General features: G+C 70.7%; 18 protein-coding genes. 9 read left to right on the forward strand and 9 right to left on the reverse strand.

The genetic code is table 11. The features are described from left to right. Positions 1-19 precede the first annotated feature (19 nt). The 3 genes from ACQPY4_RS09450 to ACQPY4_RS09460 all read left to right on the forward strand — a co-directional run bounded on the left by ACQPY4_RS09450 (position 20) and on the right by ACQPY4_RS09460 (position 2,377). Positions 20-1,033, forward strand: coding sequence for an alpha/beta hydrolase family protein (locus tag ACQPY4_RS09450; protein WP_433338866.1), 1,014 nt, complete (start codon positions 20-22; stop codon positions 1,031-1,033). Beyond that, the gene (locus tag ACQPY4_RS09455; protein ID WP_433334559.1) at positions 1,030-2,184 is read left to right on the forward strand and encodes a saccharopine dehydrogenase family protein; all 1,155 of its coding nucleotides are present in this window, start codon (positions 1,030-1,032) and stop codon (positions 2,182-2,184) included. Before ACQPY4_RS09450 ends, ACQPY4_RS09455 begins: the two co-directional genes overlap by 4 nt. 61 nt (positions 2,185-2,245) lie before the next feature. Further along, positions 2,246-2,377: a hypothetical protein gene (locus ACQPY4_RS09460; protein WP_433334561.1), complete on the forward strand. Its 132-nt coding sequence runs from the start codon at positions 2,246-2,248 to the stop codon at positions 2,375-2,377. On the opposite strand, the gene ACQPY4_RS09465 is transcribed toward ACQPY4_RS09460, so the two are convergent. After that, positions 2,374-3,336, reverse strand: coding sequence for a helix-turn-helix domain-containing protein (locus ACQPY4_RS09465; protein WP_433334563.1), 963 nt, complete (start codon positions 3,334-3,336; stop codon positions 2,374-2,376). The genes ACQPY4_RS09460 and ACQPY4_RS09465 overlap by 4 nt on opposite strands. 156 nt (positions 3,337-3,492) lie before the next feature. Here ACQPY4_RS09465 and ACQPY4_RS09470 point away from each other — a divergent pair, with 156 nt between their 5' ends. Then, complete coding sequence (locus ACQPY4_RS09470; protein WP_433334565.1) at positions 3,493-4,104, forward strand: dioxygenase; 612 nt, start codon at positions 3,493-3,495, stop codon at positions 4,102-4,104. A gap of 169 nt (positions 4,105-4,273) precedes the next feature. Next, positions 4,274-4,999, forward strand: a complete 726-nt coding sequence (locus ACQPY4_RS09475) for a L,D-transpeptidase family protein (RefSeq protein WP_433334567.1) — start codon at positions 4,274-4,276, stop codon at positions 4,997-4,999. Between the two features lie 26 nt (positions 5,000-5,025). Here ACQPY4_RS09475 and ACQPY4_RS09480 read toward each other — a convergent pair whose 3' ends face one another. The 4 genes from ACQPY4_RS09480 to ACQPY4_RS09495 all read right to left on the reverse strand — a co-directional run bounded on the left by ACQPY4_RS09480 (position 5,026) and on the right by ACQPY4_RS09495 (position 12,628). Further along, positions 5,026-8,721 (reverse strand): caspase, EACC1-associated type, encoded by a 3,696-nt coding sequence (locus ACQPY4_RS09480; protein WP_433334569.1) that lies wholly within the window; start codon positions 8,719-8,721, stop codon positions 5,026-5,028. Beyond that, positions 8,718-9,116, reverse strand: a complete 399-nt coding sequence (locus ACQPY4_RS09485) for an effector-associated constant component EACC1 (RefSeq protein WP_433334571.1) — start codon at positions 9,114-9,116, stop codon at positions 8,718-8,720. The genes ACQPY4_RS09480 and ACQPY4_RS09485 overlap by 4 nt, the downstream gene beginning before the upstream one ends. 192 nt (positions 9,117-9,308) lie before the next feature. Next, a complete protein-coding gene (locus ACQPY4_RS09490) occupies positions 9,309-10,913 on the reverse strand; it encodes a restriction endonuclease (RefSeq protein WP_433334573.1) in 1,605 nt (534 codons plus the stop codon). 116 nt (positions 10,914-11,029) lie between these two features. After that, positions 11,030-12,628 (reverse strand): alkaline phosphatase D family protein, encoded by a 1,599-nt coding sequence (locus ACQPY4_RS09495; RefSeq protein WP_433334575.1) that lies wholly within the window; start codon positions 12,626-12,628, stop codon positions 11,030-11,032. Between the two features lie 177 nt (positions 12,629-12,805). On the opposite strand from ACQPY4_RS09495, the gene ACQPY4_RS09500 reads away from it, so the two are divergent. Further along, positions 12,806-13,882, forward strand: coding sequence for an esterase-like activity of phytase family protein (locus tag ACQPY4_RS09500; protein WP_433334577.1), 1,077 nt, complete (start codon positions 12,806-12,808; stop codon positions 13,880-13,882). Between the two features lie 16 nt (positions 13,883-13,898). Then, positions 13,899-15,092 carry an endonuclease/exonuclease/phosphatase family protein gene (locus tag ACQPY4_RS09505; protein ID WP_433334579.1) on the forward strand — a complete coding sequence of 398 codons (1,194 nt, stop codon included), beginning with the start codon at positions 13,899-13,901 and terminating at the stop codon, positions 15,090-15,092. Positions 15,093-15,132: 40 nt separating this feature from the next. Here ACQPY4_RS09505 and ACQPY4_RS09510 read toward each other — a convergent pair whose 3' ends face one another. After that, positions 15,133-15,546, reverse strand: coding sequence for a hypothetical protein (locus ACQPY4_RS09510; protein WP_433334581.1), 414 nt, complete (start codon positions 15,544-15,546; stop codon positions 15,133-15,135). Positions 15,547-15,801: 255 nt separating this feature from the next. Between ACQPY4_RS09510 and ACQPY4_RS09515 the strand changes: the two genes are divergently transcribed. Together ACQPY4_RS09515 and ACQPY4_RS09520 are read left to right on the forward strand one after the other, a co-directional pair. After that, a complete protein-coding gene (locus ACQPY4_RS09515) occupies positions 15,802-16,767 on the forward strand; it encodes a helix-turn-helix domain-containing protein (RefSeq protein ID WP_433334583.1) in 966 nt (321 codons plus the stop codon). A gap of 7 nt (positions 16,768-16,774) precedes the next feature. Further along, positions 16,775-17,716 (forward strand): hypothetical protein, encoded by a 942-nt coding sequence (locus ACQPY4_RS09520; protein WP_433334585.1) that lies wholly within the window; start codon positions 16,775-16,777, stop codon positions 17,714-17,716. 5 nt (positions 17,717-17,721) lie between these two features. Here ACQPY4_RS09520 and ACQPY4_RS09525 read toward each other — a convergent pair whose 3' ends face one another. From ACQPY4_RS09525 to ACQPY4_RS09535, 3 genes are all read right to left on the reverse strand, one after another. After that, positions 17,722-18,678 (reverse strand): TolB family protein, encoded by a 957-nt coding sequence (locus ACQPY4_RS09525; protein ID WP_433334587.1) that lies wholly within the window; start codon positions 18,676-18,678, stop codon positions 17,722-17,724. Continuing rightward, positions 18,675-19,925, reverse strand: a complete 1,251-nt coding sequence (locus tag ACQPY4_RS09530) for an MFS transporter (protein ID WP_433334589.1) — start codon at positions 19,923-19,925, stop codon at positions 18,675-18,677. Before ACQPY4_RS09530 ends, ACQPY4_RS09525 begins: the two co-directional genes overlap by 4 nt. An 86-nt stretch (positions 19,926-20,011) precedes the next feature. Continuing rightward, entirely contained in the window at positions 20,012-22,138 is a 2,127-nt protein-coding gene (locus tag ACQPY4_RS09535) for a metallophosphoesterase (RefSeq protein ID WP_433334591.1), read from the reverse strand. Positions 22,139-22,321: the final 183 nt, after the last annotated feature.

The following is a 22,321-nucleotide window of genomic DNA, read 5'->3' on the forward strand; positions in this document are numbered from 1 at the left end:
CGTTTAGAGAGTGAACGCTATGCGTCGCCGCTGGATCTGGGGCCCGCTGCTGGCCGTGGCCGTCCTGGTCGCGGCCGGGGGCGGCTGGGTCATCTACCAGAACGAGTACGACCTGCGCGAGGAGAAGGTGACGATCACCGGCGGCGCGCAGCCGCTGAAGGGCGTCCTGGCCTGGCCGAAGGGCCGGGACGGGCCGCACGGGCTGGTGGTGTTCGTGCACGGCGACGGCCCGGTCGACGCCACGCACGACACGTTCTACCGGCCGCTCTGGGAGGCGTTCGGCAAGGCCGGGTACGCCTCGCTGTCCTGGAACAAGCCGGGCGTCGGCGGCGCGCCCGGCGACTGGCTCGGCCAGAGCATGGACGACCGCGCCGCCGAGACGGCCGCCGCGATCGCCTGGGCGCGCGGGCGACCGGGCGTCGACGCCCGGCGCATCGGCCTCTGGGGCGCCAGCCAGGCGGGCTGGGTGATGCCCAAGGTGGCCGTCCGCGTCCCGGATCTGCGCTTCGTCATCGCCGTCTCCCCGGCCGTCAACTGGAACCGGCAGGGCCGCTACAACCTGCTGGCCGAACTGAAGGACGAGAAGGCGTCGCCCGCCAAGGTGCGCGACGCGCTGGCCCGGCGCGAGAAGGGTCTCGACCTGCTCCGCGAGGGCGCCACGTTCGAGCAGTACAAGGCCGCCGTCGGCGACACCAAGGGCATGACCGCCGAGCGCTGGACGTTCGTCACCAGGAACCACACCAGCGACGCGTCCGCCGACCTGGCCAGGACGCGCGTCCCGGTGCTGCTGATCCTGGGCGGCCACGACCGCAACGTGGACGTCGCCGACACCGAGTCCGGCTACCGGCGCCACCTGCGCGGCCCCGGTCAGCTCCAGATCCGCCACTACGCCGACGCCACGCACAGCCTGGTCCGCAAGAGCGTCGAGGATTCCGAGCTCAGAACCATCGCCGTCGCCGTCGCGGCCCCGCGCTCGCTGTTCGCCCGGGGCTTCCTGGACGACCAGCGCCATTACCTGAAGGAGCGGAGATGAAGGTACTCGCACTCGGCGGAGCCGGGGCGATGGGGGCGGTCGCCGTCCGGGAGGCCGCCGGGCTCGCCGGGGTCACCGAGATCGTCGTGGCCGACCGGAACCTGGCCGCGGCCGAACGGGTCGCGAGCCGCATTCCAGGAAAGGGCGCCGTGCTGCGGGTGGACGTGACCGACGCCGCCGCCCTCCGCGCCGCCCTCGCCGACGCGGACATCGTGCTCAACACCGTCGGGCCGTTCTACCGCTTCGGCGTGGACGTCCTGCGCGCATCGATCGAGACCCGCACCGACTACCTGGACATCTGCGACGACTGGGAACCGACCCTCGACATGCTCGGCCTCGACGCCGAGGCCCGGGCGGCCGGGGTGCGCGCCGTCGTCGGCATGGGCGCCAGCCCCGGGCTCAGCAACCTGCTGGCCGCGCGAGCCGTGAACGAACTGGACTCGCTCCAGGACATCTACACGGCCTGGCAGGTCGAGGCCCCCGGGGCCGGGCGCGAGGAGCAGGTGCTCGGCCCGGACGGGAAGCCCACCGCGGCGGTCGTGCACTGGATGCAGCAGATCAGCGGGCGGATCGCCGTCGTGGAGAAGGGCGAGGTCGTCCACCGGCCGCCGCTGCGTCCCGTCACGCTGTGCCTGCCCGGCGACCGCACCGGCACCGCCTACACCGTCGGCCATCCCGAACCGGTCACGCTGCGGCGCAGCTACGCGCCCACCGGCGACGCCGCCAACCTCATGATCATCACCACCGTCACCGTCGCCTATGTCGACGCGCTGCGCCGGGACATCGACGCGGGACGCCTCACCAACGAGGCCGCCGCGGCCGGTCTCGCCAACCCGTCCCTGCGCCGCGGCCTGGGCGCCTTCTTCCGCTCCACCCGCCTCAAGGGCCCCGGCTCGCTGCCCCCGTTCTTCGCCGCCGCCACCGGAACGCACCGGGGCGAACCCCGCACCGTGCTCGCCGAACTCGTCGGCGACCCGGACCTGCCCACCGACATGGCCGAGGCCACCGGCATCCCGCTGGCGCTCGGCCTCGCCCAGTTCATCGACGGCACCGTGAACCGTCCCGGCGTCCACCCGCCGGAAACCGCGATGGACGCCGACCGCGTCTTCCGCGACCTCGCGCCGCACGGAGCCCGCCTGGTCGTGCGCTGAGCGGGCTGGACTCCGCCGCCTCCGAGTGTGAAAATGGTTATCATTATTGGAGGTGGGAGTCATGGATTCTCGATTCTGGGCACTCGGGGTCGCCGCCGCCGGTGCCGTCGTCCTGCTCGCGGCGGCACCGGCCGAAGCCGAGCGGACGGCCGTCCCGTGCCCCTGCGCCATCACGCACACGGGCACGCCCTAGAGGCCGCCGCCGCCACCCGGGACGGTGGCGGCACGGTAAGCCGTCGGGCTGACGCCATAGGCTGCGCGGAAGGCGCGGCTGAACGCGGCGGCGTCCGGGAAGCCCCACCGCGCCGCGATCGCACTGATCCGCTGCGTCGACCTGAACGGGTCGCGCAGGTCGCGGCGGCAGTGCTCCAGCCGCCGGGTGCGGACGTGCCGCGCCACCGTCGTCCCGCTGGCCTGGAAGATCCGGTAGAGCTGCCGGACCGACAGATGGTGCGCGCGGGCGATGACCTCCGGCGACAGGTCGGTCAGGTGCAGGTGCTCGTCGATCCAGTCCTCGATGCACCGGGCCAGCGCCGCGTCCGGGCCGGGCGGGGGAGCGGTCCCGAGACGCTCGGTCATCGTCCCGGTCAGCAACTCCACCAGGGCCTCGCCGATGTGGTGGGCGTGCGGGCCCTCGACCGCGTCGCCGTCCTCGGCCAGCGACCGCAGGAAGGACGCCACCAGCGGGCCCGTCCTGGTCTGCTCGGTCAGCGGCATCGCGGTCAGCTCCGCCACCCGCGACGACTCCAGCGGGATCGCCCGGTGCGGGACCATCACCGTGAAGATGTGGTGCTCCACGAACGAGATCTGCACGGGACGGGTCAGGTCGTAGAGCACGAAATCGCCCGGCTGGACGAGCATCGTGCGCCCGTCCTGCCGGAGCAGGCACGAGCCGCGCAGCATCAGCCCGACCTTGTACCACTCACCCGACTCGGCCGACACCTGCGCGGCCGTCCGCCGCACCGCGTGCGCCGGGGCGTGCACCTCCCCTGCCCGGACCGAACCGAGGGCCCGCCCTGTCAGGCGCGCGGCGAACCCGGCGCGCGGCGGAGCCACGACGTCCAGGGGCCCGAACGCCGACGAGACGACGTCACGCCAGTACTCGGCCTGGTCCCCGGCGGGCTGGACGGTCGTGCTGATCTGCGTCGCCATCGGCGCTCCTTCGCGACCCCACGTCAGAGTCGTCCGGACTCCCGGTCAAGTCAACGGCAGGCAACGACAAAAGGGCGGCACCCACGGCCAAGCCGGGCCTATGACGACCGGGCTATACCGGACTCGGGCCCACCCCCACCGAGGAAAGGACGTCGCATGTCCGACGACGAGATCAGCCGGAAGAGCTTCATCATGGCCGTGGGACTGGGAGCCGGCGCGCTCGCCCTCCCGCAGCTCGGCTCCGACTCGGCCAGCGCCCGCCAGACTCCGCTGGAGCCGACCGCCACGTGTGACGACGGAGACGAGCCGACCCACTCCCAGACCGAGGGACCCTACTTCAAGCCCAACTCCCCGCAGCGCACCTCGCTGGTCACGCCGGGAATGCAGGGCACGCCCCTGACGGTCACGGGCTTCGTCTACACGATGTCCTGCCGCCCGGTGAACCGGGCCCTCCTGGACTTCTGGCAGGCCGACCACTACGGCCGCTACGACAACGTCGGCTACCGCCTGCGCGGCCACCAGTACACCGACGCCACCGGCAAGTTCACCCTGACGACCATCGTCCCCGGCCTCTACCCCGGCCGGACCCGCCACATCCACGTCAAGGTGCAGGCGCCCTACCAGCGCGTCCTGACCACCCAGCTCTACTTCCCCGGCGAACCCCAGAACCAGACCGACTCCATCTTCGACCCGACCCTGCTGATGGAGATGTCGAACACCCCGCCCGGCCGCACCGGGACCTTCGACTTCGTCCTCAGACTCCCCTGACCGCGACGGCGGCGCCGGGCACCAGACCGCCTCCTTCCGATGCCCGGCGCCGCCCCTCACCCCCCGCACACCCCAGTTCCGAGGCGACTCTACGAAAGCGATGATCGACTTCCGCCGGGGAATGGTCGATCATGTGCCTGGACGGAGTCGTCTCGGAACGGAGCGTCCAGTGCCGAAAAAGGGAATCGGGATCGCCCTGCTGGCCATCTGCGGCGGCATGCTGACCGCCGCGCCACCGGCGGCCGCCGAGGCGAAGGACCCGGCGTCCAACCCCTGCCGCGCCCTCTCCGCGGGCGTGACCAAGTACCAGGCCGGACGAGCGAACCACGTCCTCTTCGCCATAGCGCCGGAATACGGCTCCACCGAGGTCAGCATCACTGAATGCGCGAAAAAGGGACGCCGCTGGAAGCGCGTCCTGACCGCGTCCGGCTACGTAGGCAAGAACGGCTTCGCCGCCCCGGGAACCAAGAAAGAGGGCGACGGCAAAAGCCCGACCGGGATGTTCACGCTGACCGAGGCGTTCGGCGAGGGCGACCCCGGGACGTCGCTGCCCTACCGCAAACTGCGCGACGGCGGCGAATGCTGGGGCTCAACGATCGGTGACGCCCGCTACAACCGGTACTACCCCGGCACCTGCCTGCCCGACGACGAGAACCTCTCCGACTACATGCACCAGGGCCCCTACCGCCAGGCCGTCGTCATCAACTACAACCGCCCGCCCGACTCGCCCATCGTCCAGGGCGCGGGCTCGGCCATCTTCCTCCACGTCAGCCGTGCCCGCCCCACCGCGGGCTGCGTCGCCACCGACCAGCCGACGGTCGAAGCCATCATGAAGACCCTCCGCCCCCACGACCGCATCATCATGGGCCCCCGAGAAGCCCTCTTCCACGTCTGAGCCGAACGCTCAGGGAAGGAGCATGGTCAGGCGAAGACTTTCCAGGCTGGTAGACGGTGTGCGGGGTGCTCGCCATCGCCGCTGGTCAGAAGGTCGCGCCTGCGGAGCATCAGGCGGAGGTGACGAGCGGCGTCGGTGCCTTCGGGTGGCCCGGGATCCAGAAGGACAGCGGTGTCGCGGTCCGCGCCGCGCAGAAGGGCGTCCAGACGATGCCCGTTCACGGTGACGTCCAGCTCGACCGTGGCCTCAGGATGCAGCGTCGACAGGGACTTGAAGAGACGCGCGGAAAGGTCGCCGGAGACAGAGCCGGGGAAGGAAGACGCCTTGTCCCGGCTCTGCGCGGCCTCATGGAGGGCGGCTCCGATTCCGCCTTGCCGAAGCCAGAGGTCGGCGTCGCCCACGACGATCAGATGTGAACGGGCACGGGTGATGGCGACGTTCCACAGGTTGAGCTGCCGTTCGACCCAGCGGATCGTGCCGGAGCGCATTCCCTCCGCCGCGACGAGCGAGAAGATCATGACGTCGCGCTCGCCACCCTGGAAAACGTGGACGGTGCCGACGCGGACGCGTGAGATGGCGGGACCGAGCCTTTGCCTGACCGCCTCCGCCTGGGCCCTGAAGGGAGTGACGACGCCGATCGTGGTGTCGGCGGGAAGCTTGTCCAGCAGGTATCGGACGGAGGCAAGGACCTTGTCGAGCTCGTCGCGGTTGACCCACGATTTGTCCGAGGAGGGACGAGTGGCGCGACCCTTGACGTCCGACCAGACGATCGCCGGGTGCCCGGACAGCGAAGGCCGGTCGCGCACGTCGGTGAGAACGGTCAGGCCGCCGTCGTAGAACTGGCGGTTGGTGAGTTCGGCGATGTCGGGGTGACAGCGATAGTGCTCGTCGAGAAGGAGACTGCCGCCCGCCGATCGCTCCGCGGCATGGAAGGCGGAGTGACGCCTGAACCCGAGGCGGTGTTTCTCCAGCCAGTCTGATCGGAGACCGGTCTCGCGGCGGATCCGCGTCTCGCGCTCCGGGGTGATGCTCACGATGTGCGGGAGCTGCATGACGTCGCCGATGATCAGTGCGCGGCGCGCGCGGAAGAGCAGTGGGAGGGCGTGGGGGATCGCGCACTGGCTGGCCTCGTCGATGATCACGAGGTCGAAGAGCGCGGGCTGAGGCGGGAAGCGGCGTGCGGACAGGCTGGTCACGGCCCACGCGCGCGCGGCGGCAAGTGATTGACGCAGGACGCGCCAATCACTGTCGCTCGACTGCCTCGCTCGCACCAGTTCATTGAGGAGGTGTCGTCCGGACCGCGCCGCGGAGCGGACGGTGCTTTCGAGAAGTGCCCCGGCTTCTTCGCGTACGCGCGCCTCCGCCTTCTCTAGAGCCGTGCTCAACTGGTCATCGCCGGGAGAGGACGCCAGGCGCGCCTGTTCGGCTCGCCAGGAGACCTCGGTCTCGGTGAACACGGCGAGGGAGTCGCAGGCGGGCCCGGCCCCGGCGGCCGGGACCTCGATGCCGAGGCGCCCGAGCAGACGCCTGCGCCGCCAATCACCTAGGAACCTCGCCGCGGACGTACGGGCGACCTTGCGCGCGAGGGCCTCGGGCGGCCCCGCCGACCGCAGAAGATCGACGAGCTGGGAAACGGGGAGACCGAGTTCGTCGGCGTGTGCCTCACGTGCTCGACCGGCCCGGTACAGACGCGACTCCGTGAGCGCGACGTGGGCGAGTGTCTGGCGCACGGTTCCGAGAGCGTCGACCGTCATGTCCAGGCGGGCGTTCGCCGTCGCACTGTTGGAGTGGGGCTCGTCGAGCGTCCTCAGTGTGGTGAGGGCGGCGGCCTCCTTGTCGTGATGCCGACTGGAGCCCGTACGCACGATGCTGCCGGCGGCGAGTTGCTCGCAACGCCTGACCACCTCGTCCACCGCCTCGTTGTTGGTGGAGGCCACCAACACTTTCTCTCCGGCCGCCTGGGCGGTCGCGACGAGGTTGGCGACCAGCTGGCTTTTGCCGGTGCCGGGAGGGCCCGTCGCCACCGTGAGGCGCCTGGTCATCGCCGCGATCATGACCGAGGCTTGGGCTTCGTTGCAGGGGAGCGGGGTGACCAGGCGTACCGCCTCCGGACGGCGTTCCGGCGCGGGCTCGGACCGTTCCGCGGGCGATGGAGACAGTGCTTCGAGCGCGGTGATGCTGATTTGGGCGGCCTTGACCTCGATGTCGGACAGGTCTTTGAGGAGCTTGGCTGTCGCGCTCACCTTTCGAGGGACAACGAAGAGCACCGCGGCGTTCCGGGCACCGTCTCCGGGTGTGGCGATGTCGATGTGCTCTTCGAGCTGGTCGGGCCTCGGCTCCTGGACGAAGGGCAGCTCGTACTCCTGCGTCAGCAGATGGTGGACGTCGACAGCCAGCCGGTCGTGCTGACCCGCGTGCCAGGACGGCCGGTACGTCTCGGCGAGCGCCTGCGCGTCCTCCGCCCCGAGCCGTTGTCTGGCCAACTGCGGATGAGGCATGACCGGCCCGTAAGGCTTGAGCCGGACCTCGTCCTCCTCGTGGACGACCTCGACCGCGCGCACCAGGAGCGGCGCGAACCTGGCGTCTCGCGTACCCGCCGGACCGTGGACGACCACCGCGGGGTAGCCCGCCCAAAGTTCGGCCTCACTCTCGACGGCGGCCTGGACGAGTTCGGCTCCTCCCGGAGGCAGGGGAACGCCTTGGTCGGGCCCCGCGTCGCCGGACAGGAACGGCTCAGAGCCGGGTACGCACACGTACGAAGCGCCGCGATCCTCGACCGCCATGAGCGGCGGCTCCGCGACGTCCGACATCACACACTCCCGGTAATACTTCAGGAGGTCGGACCAGGTCGGCTGGGACAGGGCGGCCTTCGGCGCCGCGGGCGGAGCGGTCGACGTGTGAGCCGCGGGCGTGCTCCGGGTGAGCGGAACCAGCCGGGGTGCCGCACCGAGCGGGCAACTGGCGATGATGATGCGATCATCGACGCCGTGGGCCGACTTCACCGGGATCTGCCGCGCGCCGTGGGAGCGCATCCGCCGGTTGACGTACTCGAAAAGGTCATTGATCGAAACTTCGCCCGTGCCGTCCTTGCCCACCCTTCCGGTACGCAGTGCCTCGACGATCTCCGCCGTGAACAATGAGGGAGCGGCGCCTTCGGCGCTCTCGGCTCCGGAATAGGAGTCCTCGCCCGCCCGTGATGACGAGAGCACGTAGACGCCGCGGCTGGTGAGCGGCGCTCCGTCGCCCGACTTCGCCCGGCCGGGCCGAGGGGCATCGACCGTGCGCAGGCCGACGGCGAAGCCGCCGCTGCGGCAACAGTCGATCAGGACGACCTTCTGCGGCGCCGCGCACTGTTCGAGAGCCTCGTTGACGAAGCCGGAACTCACCGCTGTCTCGGCGATGTGCTCGAAGTCGGTGTCTCTGGTGATGAAGTGGAACTCGCCGCCCGTCTGGATCAGCCGGGTCCCGTGCCCTGAGACGTACAGCAGGGCCAGTTCGTCCTCACCGCAGTCGTCGAGGAATTCAGTGATCTCGTAGCGCATCTCGTCGGTGGTGAGGTCGAGAAGCGACCGGACCGACAGGAAGGCGCCGATGCTGCGATGCTCGAGGACCTGCCGCAGGTGCCAGATGTCGGCGCGCGCGGACGGCAGCCCGGCGAAGCGGCCGTCGTCGTACTTCTCATTGCCGATCAGCAGCGCTCGGCGGCGTACCGGCGGGGTCACCCCGCCCCGCGTTCCCTGTCGACCCTGTCGATGAATTCCCGGACGAGTCGTTCCTGTGACTCGTCCGGTCGGCCGGTGAGGGTGATCGTGTCGCCCTTGACGTTGATCTCGACCTTCCGCTGGCGCTCTCGCAGGCTCCATTCCCTGATCAACGTGATCAGCACCTTCGAGGTGACCGTGCCACCGGTCGTAGCCAGGGTGACCCAGAGCGCCAGTTCTCCGGTCAGCCCGCCCTTGTGCCCGGGCGCCGGGGTGGACGGCTCCGCTCCGAGCCGGACGGTGAGCTCGTCGCTTTCGAGGAGGTGATCTCGCAGGTCCCGGGTGAGACGCTCCTGCCGTAGTGTGTCGCCGCCTGCCAGTGGTCGAAGACACCACTCCAACTGCTCACGGTCCATTCCAGCCCTTTCGTCCTGGTTCGTGGCCACCCGACTGAATGCGCGACGATTTTGCCGCAACAGAGTGCTTACTCGGCCTTACTCGTCATGATCGGAAGCGTCCACTGTAGGCCACCTGGTCCACAATGTGGGCATTCATTGCCCATGGTGCGGTGCCTCTGTCGGGACCCGCTCAGGGCTTTCGCGCACGAATCACTGCCTCGGACCGGCGCGTCCGGTCTGGGTGTTGTCAGAGGCGTGGGCTCTGCGCGGTGGAGTGACACCGGGAACGACGTCGTAGGCCAGATGTTCCTTGATCAGATGTTTGAGCTCAGGGCCGTTGATGAGAGTGATGCGGTTGCGCTGCGCGAACTGCTCGCTGGCGCGTCCGAACCACGAGGTCGTCACCAGCACGCCCGTGGTCGCGTTGTGGTCGGCCATGACGCCGGTGAGCGCGTGAACGGCCTCCAGCCCGACGACGTTGGACCATCGTTTGGCCTGGATGAGACAGACGCCGCCAAAGAACATGTTCTTGCTCGTGGCCACCGCGTCGACACCGCCGTCCTTGGAGGGAATGGTCGTCCACGCCTCGGCGCCCATGGCGACGAACAGTTGCCGGATGAGGTGCTCGAACTCGGTCGGTGTCAGCGTCAGAAGGTTGCGGCGCGAGTCCAGACTGGAGACGACGTCCATATCATCGGTGAACCGGAAGCGCTTCAGGTCGAAGTCGATGAAGGGTTCGATGGCTTCCAGGTCGTAGGGGTTCGGGGAGACCAGCGCGTTGAGGCGTTTGAGACACGCGGCCGGGTCGACCTTGGAGAGCACCAGTTCCTCGAAGTCGGTACGTTCGGCTTCCACGCTGAGCAGGTGGAGACGCACCGTCTTCCCCGTTGCGCGATCGGTGGTGGTGAGCCTGCCGTTGAAGACGACCGCCTCCACCACGTCGGGCTGCGTCGCGGTGAAGATCTCGAACAGCGTACGGAGCGTGACGCGGGCGATGAGCTGCGCGTAGCGCTTCTTCACCTCGCCCGTCGGCCGGGGGAGCGGGTCGATCGCGTCCCTTGACTTGATGTATCTGTAGCCGCGGACGTCGGGGATCACGGTCGTCGGCGGGAACTCGAGTTCGATCACGACATCGCGGTTCTCCGGCCGATAGGCGACTTGCGCGCGCTGGGGAAAGCTGTCCGGGTACTTCGACGCTCCCAGCACCCGTTTCACGAACCACTCGACGGCTTCGGGCTCTCCCAGGGCGAAGTCGGATCGCTGACGTCGCAACCGGGCGTTCTCCGCGTCCGCCTGCGTGTTGGCTTCGCGAACGCGCCTGTCGTGCTCGGCTCGCGCCTGGGCAAGCGCGTTGGTCCGTTGGGCCTCGCGCTGCGCGTGCGCTGCCAGTTCGCGGGCGTGGAGTTGTCGCGCCTCCTCCAGAGCGTTCCGGTGTCGATGAGCGCCGCCGAACAACCGGCCGAGCGCACCTGGGGGGATCGGCTCGTACTCGGCCCAGTCGGGCGCCGGCTCGGCGCGGGCGAGTGGACCGGGCTGGAACGACGGGATTCGCGGTGTCACGATGAAGTCGTCGAAGCTCAGCGGTCGTTTCTGGAGAACGTCGGTCAGGACGCGGTCCAGCCGGTCCACGCACCGCTCGACGTCGGCCGTCCGCCGGTCGGCGAGCTTCTGCTGCTGCTCCACGTGCTGCTCTTTACGGCGCTTCTCGGCTTCCTTCTCCTGACGCGCTCTCTCCCGGGTCGCGCGTTCGGCTTCACGTCGAGCCGCCGCCTGACGACGCTCCCACTCGGAGCGACCGTTCCCGCGCTGTGCCACGGCGCCACCTCCCAGAGAGCCTGACTAGAGTCACCTCAACTGTAAAGTGGTGCGCGCTCCCGAGGAAAGAGCCCGGACCGGACCTGGAACCCAGTCCTCCTGGCTTCTGATTGGGGCTAGAGGCGGGTTAGGCGTTGGGAGCCTGAGGTGGTGGCGAAGGAGGCCGCTCGGGTGGCGGGGGTGTCGGGTTTGGTGCGGTCGGCCAGGAAGTACCAGTCCATCTGGGTGCGTTCGCGGCGGACGTCGAGGACGCCGAAGCCGTGGGAGTCCAGCTCGGACCAGCGGATGTGGCGGTTGGTGGCGGCCAGGGCGGCCTCGGCGAGCAGGGACAGGGTGCGCGGCGGGACCTTCACGATGTCGTCGATGTTGTCGCTGGTCACCGAGGGGACGACGAACTCGGTGGCGACCGGCGGGACGACGGGGTAGCGGGCGGCGTGCAGGGGCACTTCGCTGGCCCAGCTGGTGTGGATGTCGCCGGTGAGGAAGACCGTGTTGGTGATCTTGTTGTCGTGCAGGTGGGTCAGGAGCTCCTTGCGGTCGGCGGTGTAGCCGTCCCACTGGTCGCCGTTGACGGCCAGGCCGCCGGACGGGATGCCCAGCAGCTTGGCCAGCGGGCCGAGGAGGTCGGCGGCGACCGCGCCGAGGGCGACCGGGCTGATCATCACGGAGTTGCCGACGAGCCGCCAGCGGGCCCGGCTGGCGGTCAGCTCGTCCTTGAGCCACTCCATCTGGGCGTCGCCGGTGATCGTGCGGGCGGGGTCGTCCTGCGCGACGCCCGTCACCTGCTTGGACCGGTAGCTGCGCAGGTCGAGCAGGGTCAGGTCGGCAAGGCGCCCGAAGCGCAGGCGCCGGTACAGGCGTCCGCCGGAGCCGAACCGGACGGGCATCCACTCGGCATAGGCGCGGCGTGAGGCGGCCTTGCGCGCGGCGAACGTGCCCTCGGTCGCGGGGTCGTGGTTCTGCGCGCCCTCCGACCACAGGTCGTTGGCGAGCTCGTGGTCGTCCCAGATGATCATCCAGGGGTGGGCGGCGTGGGCGGCCTGGAGGTCGGGGTCGGTCTTGTAGGTGGCGTGCCGCAGCCGGTAGTCCGCCAGCGTGAGGATCTCGTGCGCCGGGACGTTGGGCCGCACGACCTTCCCGCCCGCCGCGAAGTCCCCGGCGCCGTACTCGTAGATGTAGTCGCCCAGGTGCAGGACGCCGAACAGGTCGGCGCGCGCCGCCAGGTGCCGGTAGGCGGCGAAGTGACCCGCCTCCCAGTTGGAGCAGGACGCCACGCCGAACCGCAGGGCCGCGACGTCGGCGTCGTAGGCCGGGGCCGTGCGGGTGCGGCCGGTGGGAGAGGCGACGCCGTCGAGAAGGAACCGGTAGTGGTAGGCCGTGCCCGCCGCCAGGCCCCGCGCGTCCACCTTGACCGTGTGGTCGCGCTCCGGGCCGGTCTCGACGGTGCCGGACCGGACGATCCGCTGGAATCCCGCGTCCGCCGCGACCTGCCAGGTCACCGGGACGACCGGACCCTGGCCGCTGCCGGGCAGCGACTCGGCGGTCGGGGTCACCCGCGTCCACAGGACGACCGCGTCGGGCAGCGGGTCGCCCGAGGCGATCCCGTGCCGGAAGTACGGGGTGGGCGCGGCCTGGGCGAGGCCCGGGACGACGGTCGCGGCCACTATTCCGGCGCCACCGGCCTTGAGGACGTCACGGCGATTCAGTTGGGTCACAAACGCCGAAGGTAATTCGCGTTCTGGCGGCCGCACCAGACCCATTCACGGACCGTTGTTCGCTGTTCACCCAGATGAACGGGTGGAACGGTGTTCATCTGCTGTTCGATGCGCGCTTCGATCCGGTGATTCCGCCCGGTCGTAGGCTCTCGGGCGATGCGTTCCGGGAGGTCGTTCATGTGGTCACGTAGGTTGCTCGTCCCCGCGGTCGGGCTGGCGGTGCTGGGCGCCGGGGGAGTCGTTCCGGGCGAGGCGTCGGTCCGTCCGGACGCGGTGTGCTCGCCGTCGGCGTCCCTTCTGGGATTCTCCGACGCGCTCGACAAAAGGCAATTGCGGGGAACCGACATCGCCGGGCTTTCGGCGCTCGGCCTGGCCCGTCCCGACCGCGCCGTGGCGCTCGTGGACAACATCGGCACCTCCCCGGCGCGGATCTACGACCTTTCGCTGCGGCTCGGCCACGGCGGCCCGCGGGTGGTGCCGCGTGACGTGACGACGCTCAAGCGCCCGGACGGCTCCCCGTATACGGGTGCCGACTTCGACGGCGAGGGCCTGGTGGTCGAGAAGAGCGGCCGGACGATCCTCGCCAGCTCCGAGACCGAGCCGTCCATCCGCCGCTTCACCAGGTCGGACGGGCGGCAGAGCGCCGAGCTCCCGGTGCCCGCGCGGTTCCGGGTCGCGCCCGCGGGCGAGGCCGCGCGCAACCAGACGTTCGAGTCGCTGGCCGCCACCCCGGACGGCCGGACGCTCTACGCGGGCATGGAGGGGCCGCTGTCTCCCGACGGCCCCCGCCAGCGGATCATCCGCTACGACGGCCGCTCGGGCCGCGACTACCGGCCGTCCGCCCAGTACGCCTACCAGACCGACCCCGCCCTCGGCCTGGTGGAACTGGTGGCGCTGCGCCACGGGGGCCTGCTCGCACTCGAACGCGGCTTCACCGCCGGGGTCGGCAACACCGTCCGCGTCTACCAGACGTCGACGGCCGGGGCCGCGGACGTGTCGGACGTCCCGTCCCTGGCCTCCCTGCCCCAGACCGCGCTCAAGAAGAAGCTGCTGGTGGACGTCGTGACCTGCCCGCCCTCGGGCGCCACCGCCAAGCAGCCCCAGCCCAACCCGCTGCTCGACAACATCGAGGGCATGGCGCTCGGCGGCCACACCCGGGACGGACGCCGCGTCCTGTACCTGGTCTCCGACGACAACGGCGGCGCCACCCAGACCACCCGCCTCTACGCTCTGGCCGTCGATGTCCGCGGTTAGCCCGAAAGGAACCCCCATGATCCGTGCAGGTGCCCTCGCGACCGCGGCCGTCCTGGCGCTGCCGGTCGTCCCCGCCCACGCCTACGGTCCCCAAGAGGTCCGCTTCGCCACGTTCAACGCCTCGCTCAACCGCGGCACCGAGGGCGCGCTCGTCACCGACCTCTCGACCCCAGACAACGCGCAGGCCCGGACCGTCGCGGAGATCATCCAGCGGGCGCGTCCGGACGTCCTGCTGGTCAACGAGTTCGACTACGACCGCCGTGGCGCGGCCGCCCGCCTCTTCCAGGACAACTACCTGTCCAAGGGGCACAACGGCGCCGCGCCCATCCGCTACCGCTACCGCTACACCGCCCCCAGCAACACCGGCGTGGCGTCCGGCCACGACCTCAACAACGACGGCAAGACCGTCACCACCCCCGGCTCGGACGCCTACGGCCAGGACGCCTTCGGCTACGGCTTCTTCCCGGGCCAGTACGGCATGGTCGTCTACTCCCGGCACCCGATCGACGTCAAGCGCGTCCGGACGTTCCAGAAGTTCCGCTGGAAGGACATGCCGGGCGCCGTGCTCCCCGACGGCTGGTACAGCCGCCCCGAGCTCAAGGACTTCCGCCTGTCGTCCAAGAGCCACTGGGACGTCCCGGTCAAGGTGCGCGGCCGCACCGTGCATTTCCTGGCCAGCCACCCGACGCCGCCGTCCTTCGACGGCCCCGAAGACCGCAACGGGCGGCGCAACCACGACGAGATCCGGCTCTGGGCCGACTACGTGAGCCCCTCCAAGGGCCGCTACATCTACGACGACCGCGGCCGCCGCGGCGGCCTGGCCCCCGGCGCCCGGTTCGTCATCGCCGGTGACCAGAACGCCGACCCCGCCGACGGCGACAGCTACGACCACGCGATCCACCAGCTGCTGTCGAACCGCCGCGTGAACGCGTCCTTCGCGCCCCCGAGCGCCGGAGCCCCCGAAGCCACCACGCTCCAGGGCGGCGCGAACCTCACCCACAAGGGCGACCCGCGCTACGACACCGCCGACTTCGCCGACACCGCACCCGGAAACCTGCGGGTCGACTACGTCCTGCCGTCCCGGGGGCTGCGCGCGGTGCGCGGCGCCGTCTTCTGGCCGCCGTCGTCCAGCCCGCTCGCCCGCCTCACCGGCACCTATCCGTTCCCCAGCTCCGACCACCGCCTGGTCTGGGTGGACGTCCGCCGCTGACCGAACCCGGCGGCCGGCCCCGGCCGGCCGCCAGACCGGGTCAGAACAGCACCGCCAGATAGTCGGTCTGCAGGTTGATCGGGTTGTCCCACGCGATCTCCACCCGGATGTCGACCCCGCCCGATCGGGTGGCGACATTGTGGACCGTGTACTTGGCGTTCCCCACGAACTTGCCCGCGACGGTGTCGCCGCCGACGAGCCCTTCGCTGGCCGACACCATCATCACCGTGTCCGGCCGGATGTCGTGCCACATGTTCAGCCGCATGATGAGCAACCCTTTCCAGTTGCCCCAGTCGTGCCGGTACCGGATGAGCCGCGCGGGCGTCGTCGGCCCCGGCCCCGCACCCAGGTCGCCACCCGCCAGGGTCAGCTCCTGGGCATGCTCCTTGTTGAACTCCTGTTCCACCACTTGGTACTCGTCCATGCCCCCGAACTGCCCGGGGACAAAGGTCACCACCCCGCCCCGACCGCATCCGGCCCGTACCCGACCGCATGCGGACAGTGATCGTCGCCAATCTCGTCAACCGAGCCTCGGCTGGTCTGGACGCCCGGAGGGCGGGTCATCCGTTGGCAGAAATCGCCTGCGTGGGGAAGCGGGCAATTGTCCTGCCGGATGTGTTGTGTTCGGGTCCGGTCACATTTCCGTGACATTCGCGAATGAATTGGAGCCGTCTTTTACATGGACGGTGCATTAACTTATGGTTACCATGTGGAGCGGAATGATCTGTTCGGTCAGCTCGTTCTCCTCGGGCTCGGCGAGAATGCCGCGCGGGTGTACGGGCACCTGCTCGCGGTGCAGCGGTCCACCGACGCCCACCTGGCCGACGCGCTGGGGCTTCGCGAGGAAAGGGTGCGTTCGGCGCTGAAGGAACTGGCCACCTGGGGGCTGGTGGGGCGCGGTGAAGAGAGGGAATTTCGCGCCGTGATGCCGGAAGTGGGCCTGGGCGCGCTGGTGCGGCATCGCGAGGCCGAGGTGGAGCGGGCCAGGATCGCCGTGGGCCAGGCATTCGAAACCCATCGCAGAACCGCGTGGAAGAAGGACGTCGAATCGCCGGTCGAGGTGGTCACCGGGGCGGCGGTGAAACCCCGGATCCGGCAGCTGGTCGGCAGCGTCCGGCATGAGATCCGCAGGCTCGACCGGCCCCCGCACCTGTTCGGCACCGTCAACCGGGCCGAGCTTGAGCAGTTGGAGCGAGGGGTGGTCTACCGGGTGGTGTATTCGCGCGAGAGCCTGGAGCAGCCCGGCTATCTGTCCGGCAACGTCGTGCCTTGTGTGGACGCCGGGGAGCTCGCGCGGGTGGCGGTGGAGCTGCCGGTGAACATGACCATCCTCGACCGCGACCTGGCCTGGATGGCGCGGCCCTCGGACGGTCCCGACCCGGTGCTGACGATCGTCTATTCGGGGGGCCTGCTGGAGGCCCTGATCGGCCTGTTCGACATCTGCTGGAACGTCGCCGTCCCGCTGCACATGGCGGACACCCCCACGACGATCAGAGCCGAGGACCGCAGGCTGCTGGCGCTGCTGCACGCCGGTGTCAGCGACACCCGGGCGGCCGAGACGCTGGGGATGAGCCGCAGGACGTTCTACCGCAGGCTGGAACAGCTGATGGCCCTGACGGCCACGGCGAGCAAGTTCCAGCTCGCGGTCGCGGCGACGCGGAACGGCTGGCTGTGAGGAGCCCATGGTGAACAGCCGCACGACGCGCGACTCGCTGGTCCAGGCGCTGGAGGACGGGCCGTTCAGCATGGCGCTGCGGCTGGCCATCCAGGCCAGCGGCCTGAGCCTGGACCGGCTCCAGCACCGCCTGGGCGACCGGGGTATCTCGCTGAGCAGGACGACGCTGAGCTACTGGCAGTCCGGGCGCACGCAGCCGGAGAGGGCCGAATCGGTGCGCGCCGTGCGCGTCCTGGAAGAGGTGCTGGACGTCCCCGACGGCTCGCTGACCGGCCTGCTCGGACCGCCGCGCCCCCGTGGCCGGTGGAGCGCGCAGGTGCCCGCCCAGCCGCCCCGGCCGGACCTTTCCTGGGCCAGACCCGAGGGCGCGCTGCGGGTGCTCGCGCAGGTGGAGGCGGGGCCCGAGCACCTCACCCACCTGCTCCAGCGGCGGCGCAGCGTGCGCGAGCGGCTGGACGCGCACCGGCAGACCCGCATGATGATCATGCAGATGGTGCTGGAGGCGCGGTGCGAGCAGGTGCGGCGCGCCCTGATCGTGCACCGCTTCCGCACGGCGGGGGTGCGCGGCCCGGTCATCGAGGACGTGCGCGGCTGGCGTCCCGGCCGGATCAGGAGCGACGCGGAGACCGGGTTCGAGGTGCACGAGATGATCCTCGACCGGCCCCTGGCGATGGGGGAGCGGACGGTGGTGGAGTACCGGCTCGGCTACCCGCCCGGTCATCTGGACCCGCACTCTCGTCACCGGGTGGGAAACGGCACGCGCGAGTTCAGCCTGGAGGTCACGTTCGACCAGGCGGCGCTGCCCGCGCGGTGCCGTGCCTTCTTCCAACCGTCCATCGCCCACCCGAAGACCACCGCCGAGGATCTGTGGCTCGGCGCCCGTACGGCGACATACGTCCTGTTCGATCCCGAGCCGGGCCTGCACGGGGTCGACTGGGAATGGGACTGAGCCGCTCAGCGCTGGATCGCCGGTGAGGTGGCGTCGCGGCGGAGCAGGCGCGGCGCGCCGGTGCCGTCGGCCGGGACGGCGAACAGGGACGGCCGTCCACCGGCCGAGCGCCCGTAGGCGACGGACGCGTCGTCGATCCAGGCGGCCTGGTCGTCGACCTCGGCCCGCTCGGCGAGCGGGGTCTCGTGTCCGGTCCGGAGGTTCAGCACGTGCAGGCGCCAGTGCTCGCCCACGCGCTTCTTGTAGGTCAGCCGCGTCTCGTCCGGGGAGAGGGACGGGCACTCGGCGTCGCGGCCGATCGCGGTGAGCGTCCGCGTCGACAGCCGTCCGCGCAGCAGCCAGATCTTCTTGTTCGAGCTCATGGTGACGTAGAAGGTCTCGTCGTCGGACGCGAACGTGACGCCCCAGAAGTTGCGGTCCTCGCGCTGGTAGGGGCGGCCGTCCACGGTGACGGCGAAGTCCTCCAGCGAGCCGTGCAGCCTGCGGTTCGCGGTGTCGTAGATGCCGGTGGTGGTGGCGAACGCGCCGGGGTCGTAGGAGTCGCCGGAGCGGAACACCGTCCAGGCCGTCAGCCGTCCGCTGGCGGAGACGCGGGCCCGGCTGGGCGTCCCGTCGATGCGGACGGGCTCGGCGAGCCGCTTGCCGCCGCGCAGGAACACGGCCTCGAAACCGGCGGGCATCGCGACCGGGCGCAGGCAGATCGTGGTGCCGCGGGCGGTGTAGGAGCGCAGGCACGCCAGGCCGCGATGGACGGGACGAGCGCCCGCCCGCCCGACCGGCACCTGGGCGAGATCACGGCCGCCGTCCAGGAACAGCAGGCTGCCCGGCGGGGCGGCGGCGGGCACGGTTGACGCGGCCGGTCCCTGGTTCTCGGCGATGGCCCAGGTCACGTAGCCGCCGCCGGCGCACAGCAGGGCGACGATCGAGCCGAACCCGGCGATCGCGCGGTGGGAGGCTTTCATGGTGAGGGTTGCTCCTTCTGGCTAGGGGGGAACGCGCACGCCACCAGGAGCCCGGCGGCCAGGAGCGTGGCGAAGACCAGGAACGAGACCCGCAGGTCCCAGCCGGTGGCCAGCACGCCGAAGCCGATCGCGCCGCCCATCCGCGCGATGGCCTGGCCGGTCTGGGTGATCCCCAGTCCGCTGGCGCGCAGGTGCTCGGGGAGCCGGGGGGCGAGGTAGGCCATCAGGACTCCGTCGGTGGCGGCGTAGAACAGGCCGTGCAGCAGCAGGACGCCCGCCACCATGGCCACCCCGCCGGACGCGCCCGCGAGCAGCGCGTACGCCGCCGCGAGCAGGACGTGCCCGGCCAGGAACACCTTCCAGCCGCCGATCCGGTCGGCGAGCCGCCCCGCGGGGACGGCCGCCGCGAGGAAGACCAGCGAGGTGCCCAGCGGCAGCAGCGGCAGTGCCGTCACGCCCAGCCCCGACTGCCGCTGCAGGGCGACGAACACGAACGCGTCGCCCGCCGTGGCCAGCCCGAGCAGCGCGGCGCACGGGACGGCGCGCCGCAGCGGGCGCCGTGCCAGCAGACGCGCTCCGTCCCGGAGCCGGACGCGCGGCCGGGTGCCGGGCTCGACCTTCCGATCCCGGACGAAGAAGATCAGAATCATCAGCCCGACCATGGCCAGGCAGAAGCTGGCGACGAAGATCGCGTCATAGGCCTGCCCGATGCCCGCGACCAGCGCGAAGACCAGCATCGGGCCGAGCAGCGCCCCGGCCGTGTCCAGGGCCCGGTGCACCCCGAAGGCGGCCCCGACCTGGTGCGGCGGGGCCGCGGCGGTGATGAGCGCGTCCCGAGGGGCGGTGCGCAGGCCCTTCCCGGCCCGGTCGACGGCGACCGCCGTGCCGATGCCGCCCATCATCCCGCCCGCCAGCGGGAACAGCAGCTTGCTGGCGGCCGACAGGCCGTAGCCCGCCATGGCCACCGCCTTCGGCCGCGCCGACCGGTCGGCCACATGGCCGCCGACCAGGCGAAGCAGCGCGCTGGCACCGGTGTAGAGGCCGTCGAGCAGCCCGAGATGCACGTAGCCGGCGCCCAGGCCGTACATCAGGTACATGGGCAGGAACGCGGCGACCATCTCCGACGAGACGTCGGTGAAGAAGCTGACCAGGCCCAGCGCGACAACGGTGGCGGGCACCCGCCCGGACGGACGCCGCATGGCGGGGGAGGTGCCCGTGCCGGTGGCCCGGATGTTGGACAGATACACGGCTCGGCTCGCCTTCTGGAACAGGGGAGGGCACGGACCTGGGGTGCCGGGGGCGCGGCCAGCGGTGCCACGCCCCCGGTGCCCGGTCAGGACGGCGTGGTCTGGACGCTCACGTCGTCGATCGCGGCCTCGACGAGGCTCGCGGTGCCGTTGTCGGCCGCCTCGACCAGGAGGCGGACGTTCTGCCCGGCGAAGGCCGACAGGTCCGCGGTCGCCGCCTTCCACGAACCGTCCAGGTCGGTGGCGGAGGTGCCCTTCACCTCAAGGACGGTGGCGGTGGTCGAGCCGACGACCTTGACCCGGAGATGGTCGTCGGGGCCTGAGTTGTCGCGGTGCGCGAAGTTGTAGGAGAACTTCAGGGTGGCGCCGGGCCCCGAGGGCACGGCGAAGGACGGCGACTGGACGCTGGTCATGCCCGCGTCGACGTCATGGGTGCCCGGCCCCGATCCGGCGAGCCTGCCGGTGACCAGGGCGTTGGTGCCGCTGGGCGTGGTGCCCAGCTGCTTGACGCCCGACTCGGCGGTCTCTTCGGGGTCGCCCCGCTCCCAGGCGCCGCTGGTGGCGGTGTCGGTCCGGCCGGGGTTGACCGTCCAGCCCTTGTCGGCCTCGAAGTCGTCGGTGAAGCCCGGCGGGGGCCCGCTGCCGACGGTCAGCCCGATCTTCGCGGTGCGGGTCAGCGTGCCGGACGTCCCGGTCACGGTCAGGGTGTGGGCGCCGTCGGGCGTCCCGGCGGGTACCGAAACGTTCAGCGTGGCGTCGGCGCTGCCGCCGCCCGGGACGTTCACCGACGACGGGGAGACCGTCGCGGTGACGCCGGACGGCTGGCCCGAGACGCTGAGCCGGGTGTCGCCGGAGAACCCGTTGACGCTGGACACCTTCACCGTCGAGGTGCCGGAGGCGCCGGGGGCGACGGTCAGGCCGGACGGTTCGGCGCTCATCCCGAAGTCGGCCTCGGTCGGGCCCGCCCTGTGGCAGGTCGCCGAGCTGTGGTCGGTGAACTCCCGGCCCTCGATCGGCACGAAGTCGGCCTTGTAGCCGGTGCTCGACAGGGTCAGTTTGAGCACACCGTGGGTGTTGGAGTTCTTGGCCTGGAGGTTGGCCGGGCTGCTGGAGCCCAGGGAGTAGAAGCTCTTGCCGCCGGTGCCGACGAGGATCTCCCGGATGCCCTTCGGATCCGCGTTGCCCAGGTGGTCCTGGAGCGTCCAGCGCTGGTAGTTGTGGTCGTGACCGGCCATCATCAGGTCGGCCTTGTGGTCGTACAGCGCCTTCCACAGCGGGCGGGTGGCGGTGGCGGCGCCGTGGTTGCCGACGTTGTAGAGCGGATGGTGCAGGTAGGCCGCCGTGCAGGGCTTGGTGTTGGCGGTCAGGTCCTTGCGCAGCCACTGCTCCTGGGCCGATCCGGCGCTCATCGACAGGTTGCTGTTGAGCGCGACGAAGTGCCAGTCGCCGATGTCCCAGCTGTACCAGCCCTTGCCGCGCTCACCGGCCCGGGCGCCGTAGAAGTCGAAGTAGCCCTGGGCTCCGCTGGTCCTGTACTCGTGGTTGCCGGGTGTGGGGTAGGTCTTGCCGAGGAAGGGGCCCCACGTTCTCTTGTAGGCGCCGTTGTACTCGGCGAGCGTCCCGCTGTCGTAGGCGTTGTCGCCGGCGGTGAACACCGCGGCGGGGTTGATATTGGTGATCACCTTGGCGGTGTCGGCGCAGGCGCTGCCGCAGATGTCGCCGGCTCCCGCGACCACGGTCTCGGCCTGGTCCAGGCTTCGGCTCCCGGCCTGGAAGCCGTCGATCGCGTAGGTGCTGGCGGGGTCGGCGAATTTGGGCTGCACGGTGACGCAGTCGCCCCGCAGGGCCCGGGTGGTGAACACCCGGTCGCGCCATTTCTGGCCGCTGAAGCGCTGGCTGAGACCGGAGGAGCCGGTGACGGTGAGGCTGTCGGCGCCGCGCAGGTCGAGCTCGGTGAAGCGCAGCCGCAGCCACTTGGCCCCGGTGCCGCACACCTGGCGGGACGCCGTCCCGGAGACCGCGGCGGCCCGGGTGTAGGTGCCCGGTTCGGACAGTTGCGGGACGACCGCTCCCGCGGCCGGGGCCTGCGGGATCGGTTTCGCGGAGGCGGGTTCCTTGCGAGCGTGCGCCGGTGCCGCACCCAGTGCGGCCAGCACCAACGCCAGGCCCGCGGTGCCGGAGACGATCCGGCGCCGCTTGTTGTGAGGGATCACGAACGGTCTTCCTCTCGGTGGGGGAGGACGAGGTGGAGATCGGTACGGATCCGCGGGCCCACGGTGAACGGAAAGCTACTTGCCGTGGCCGCCCTGTCAATGGCCGCGCGTACCGGCCCGGCGGCATTCAGTGAATAGAGCCTTTGCCATCTGCGCAGGTCAGCCGCTGGCCCACCGGTTCGG

The organism is Spirillospora sp. CA-294931 (assembly GCF_050946795.1).
Classification (GTDB): Bacteria; Actinomycetota; Actinomycetes; order Streptosporangiales; family Streptosporangiaceae; genus Spirillospora.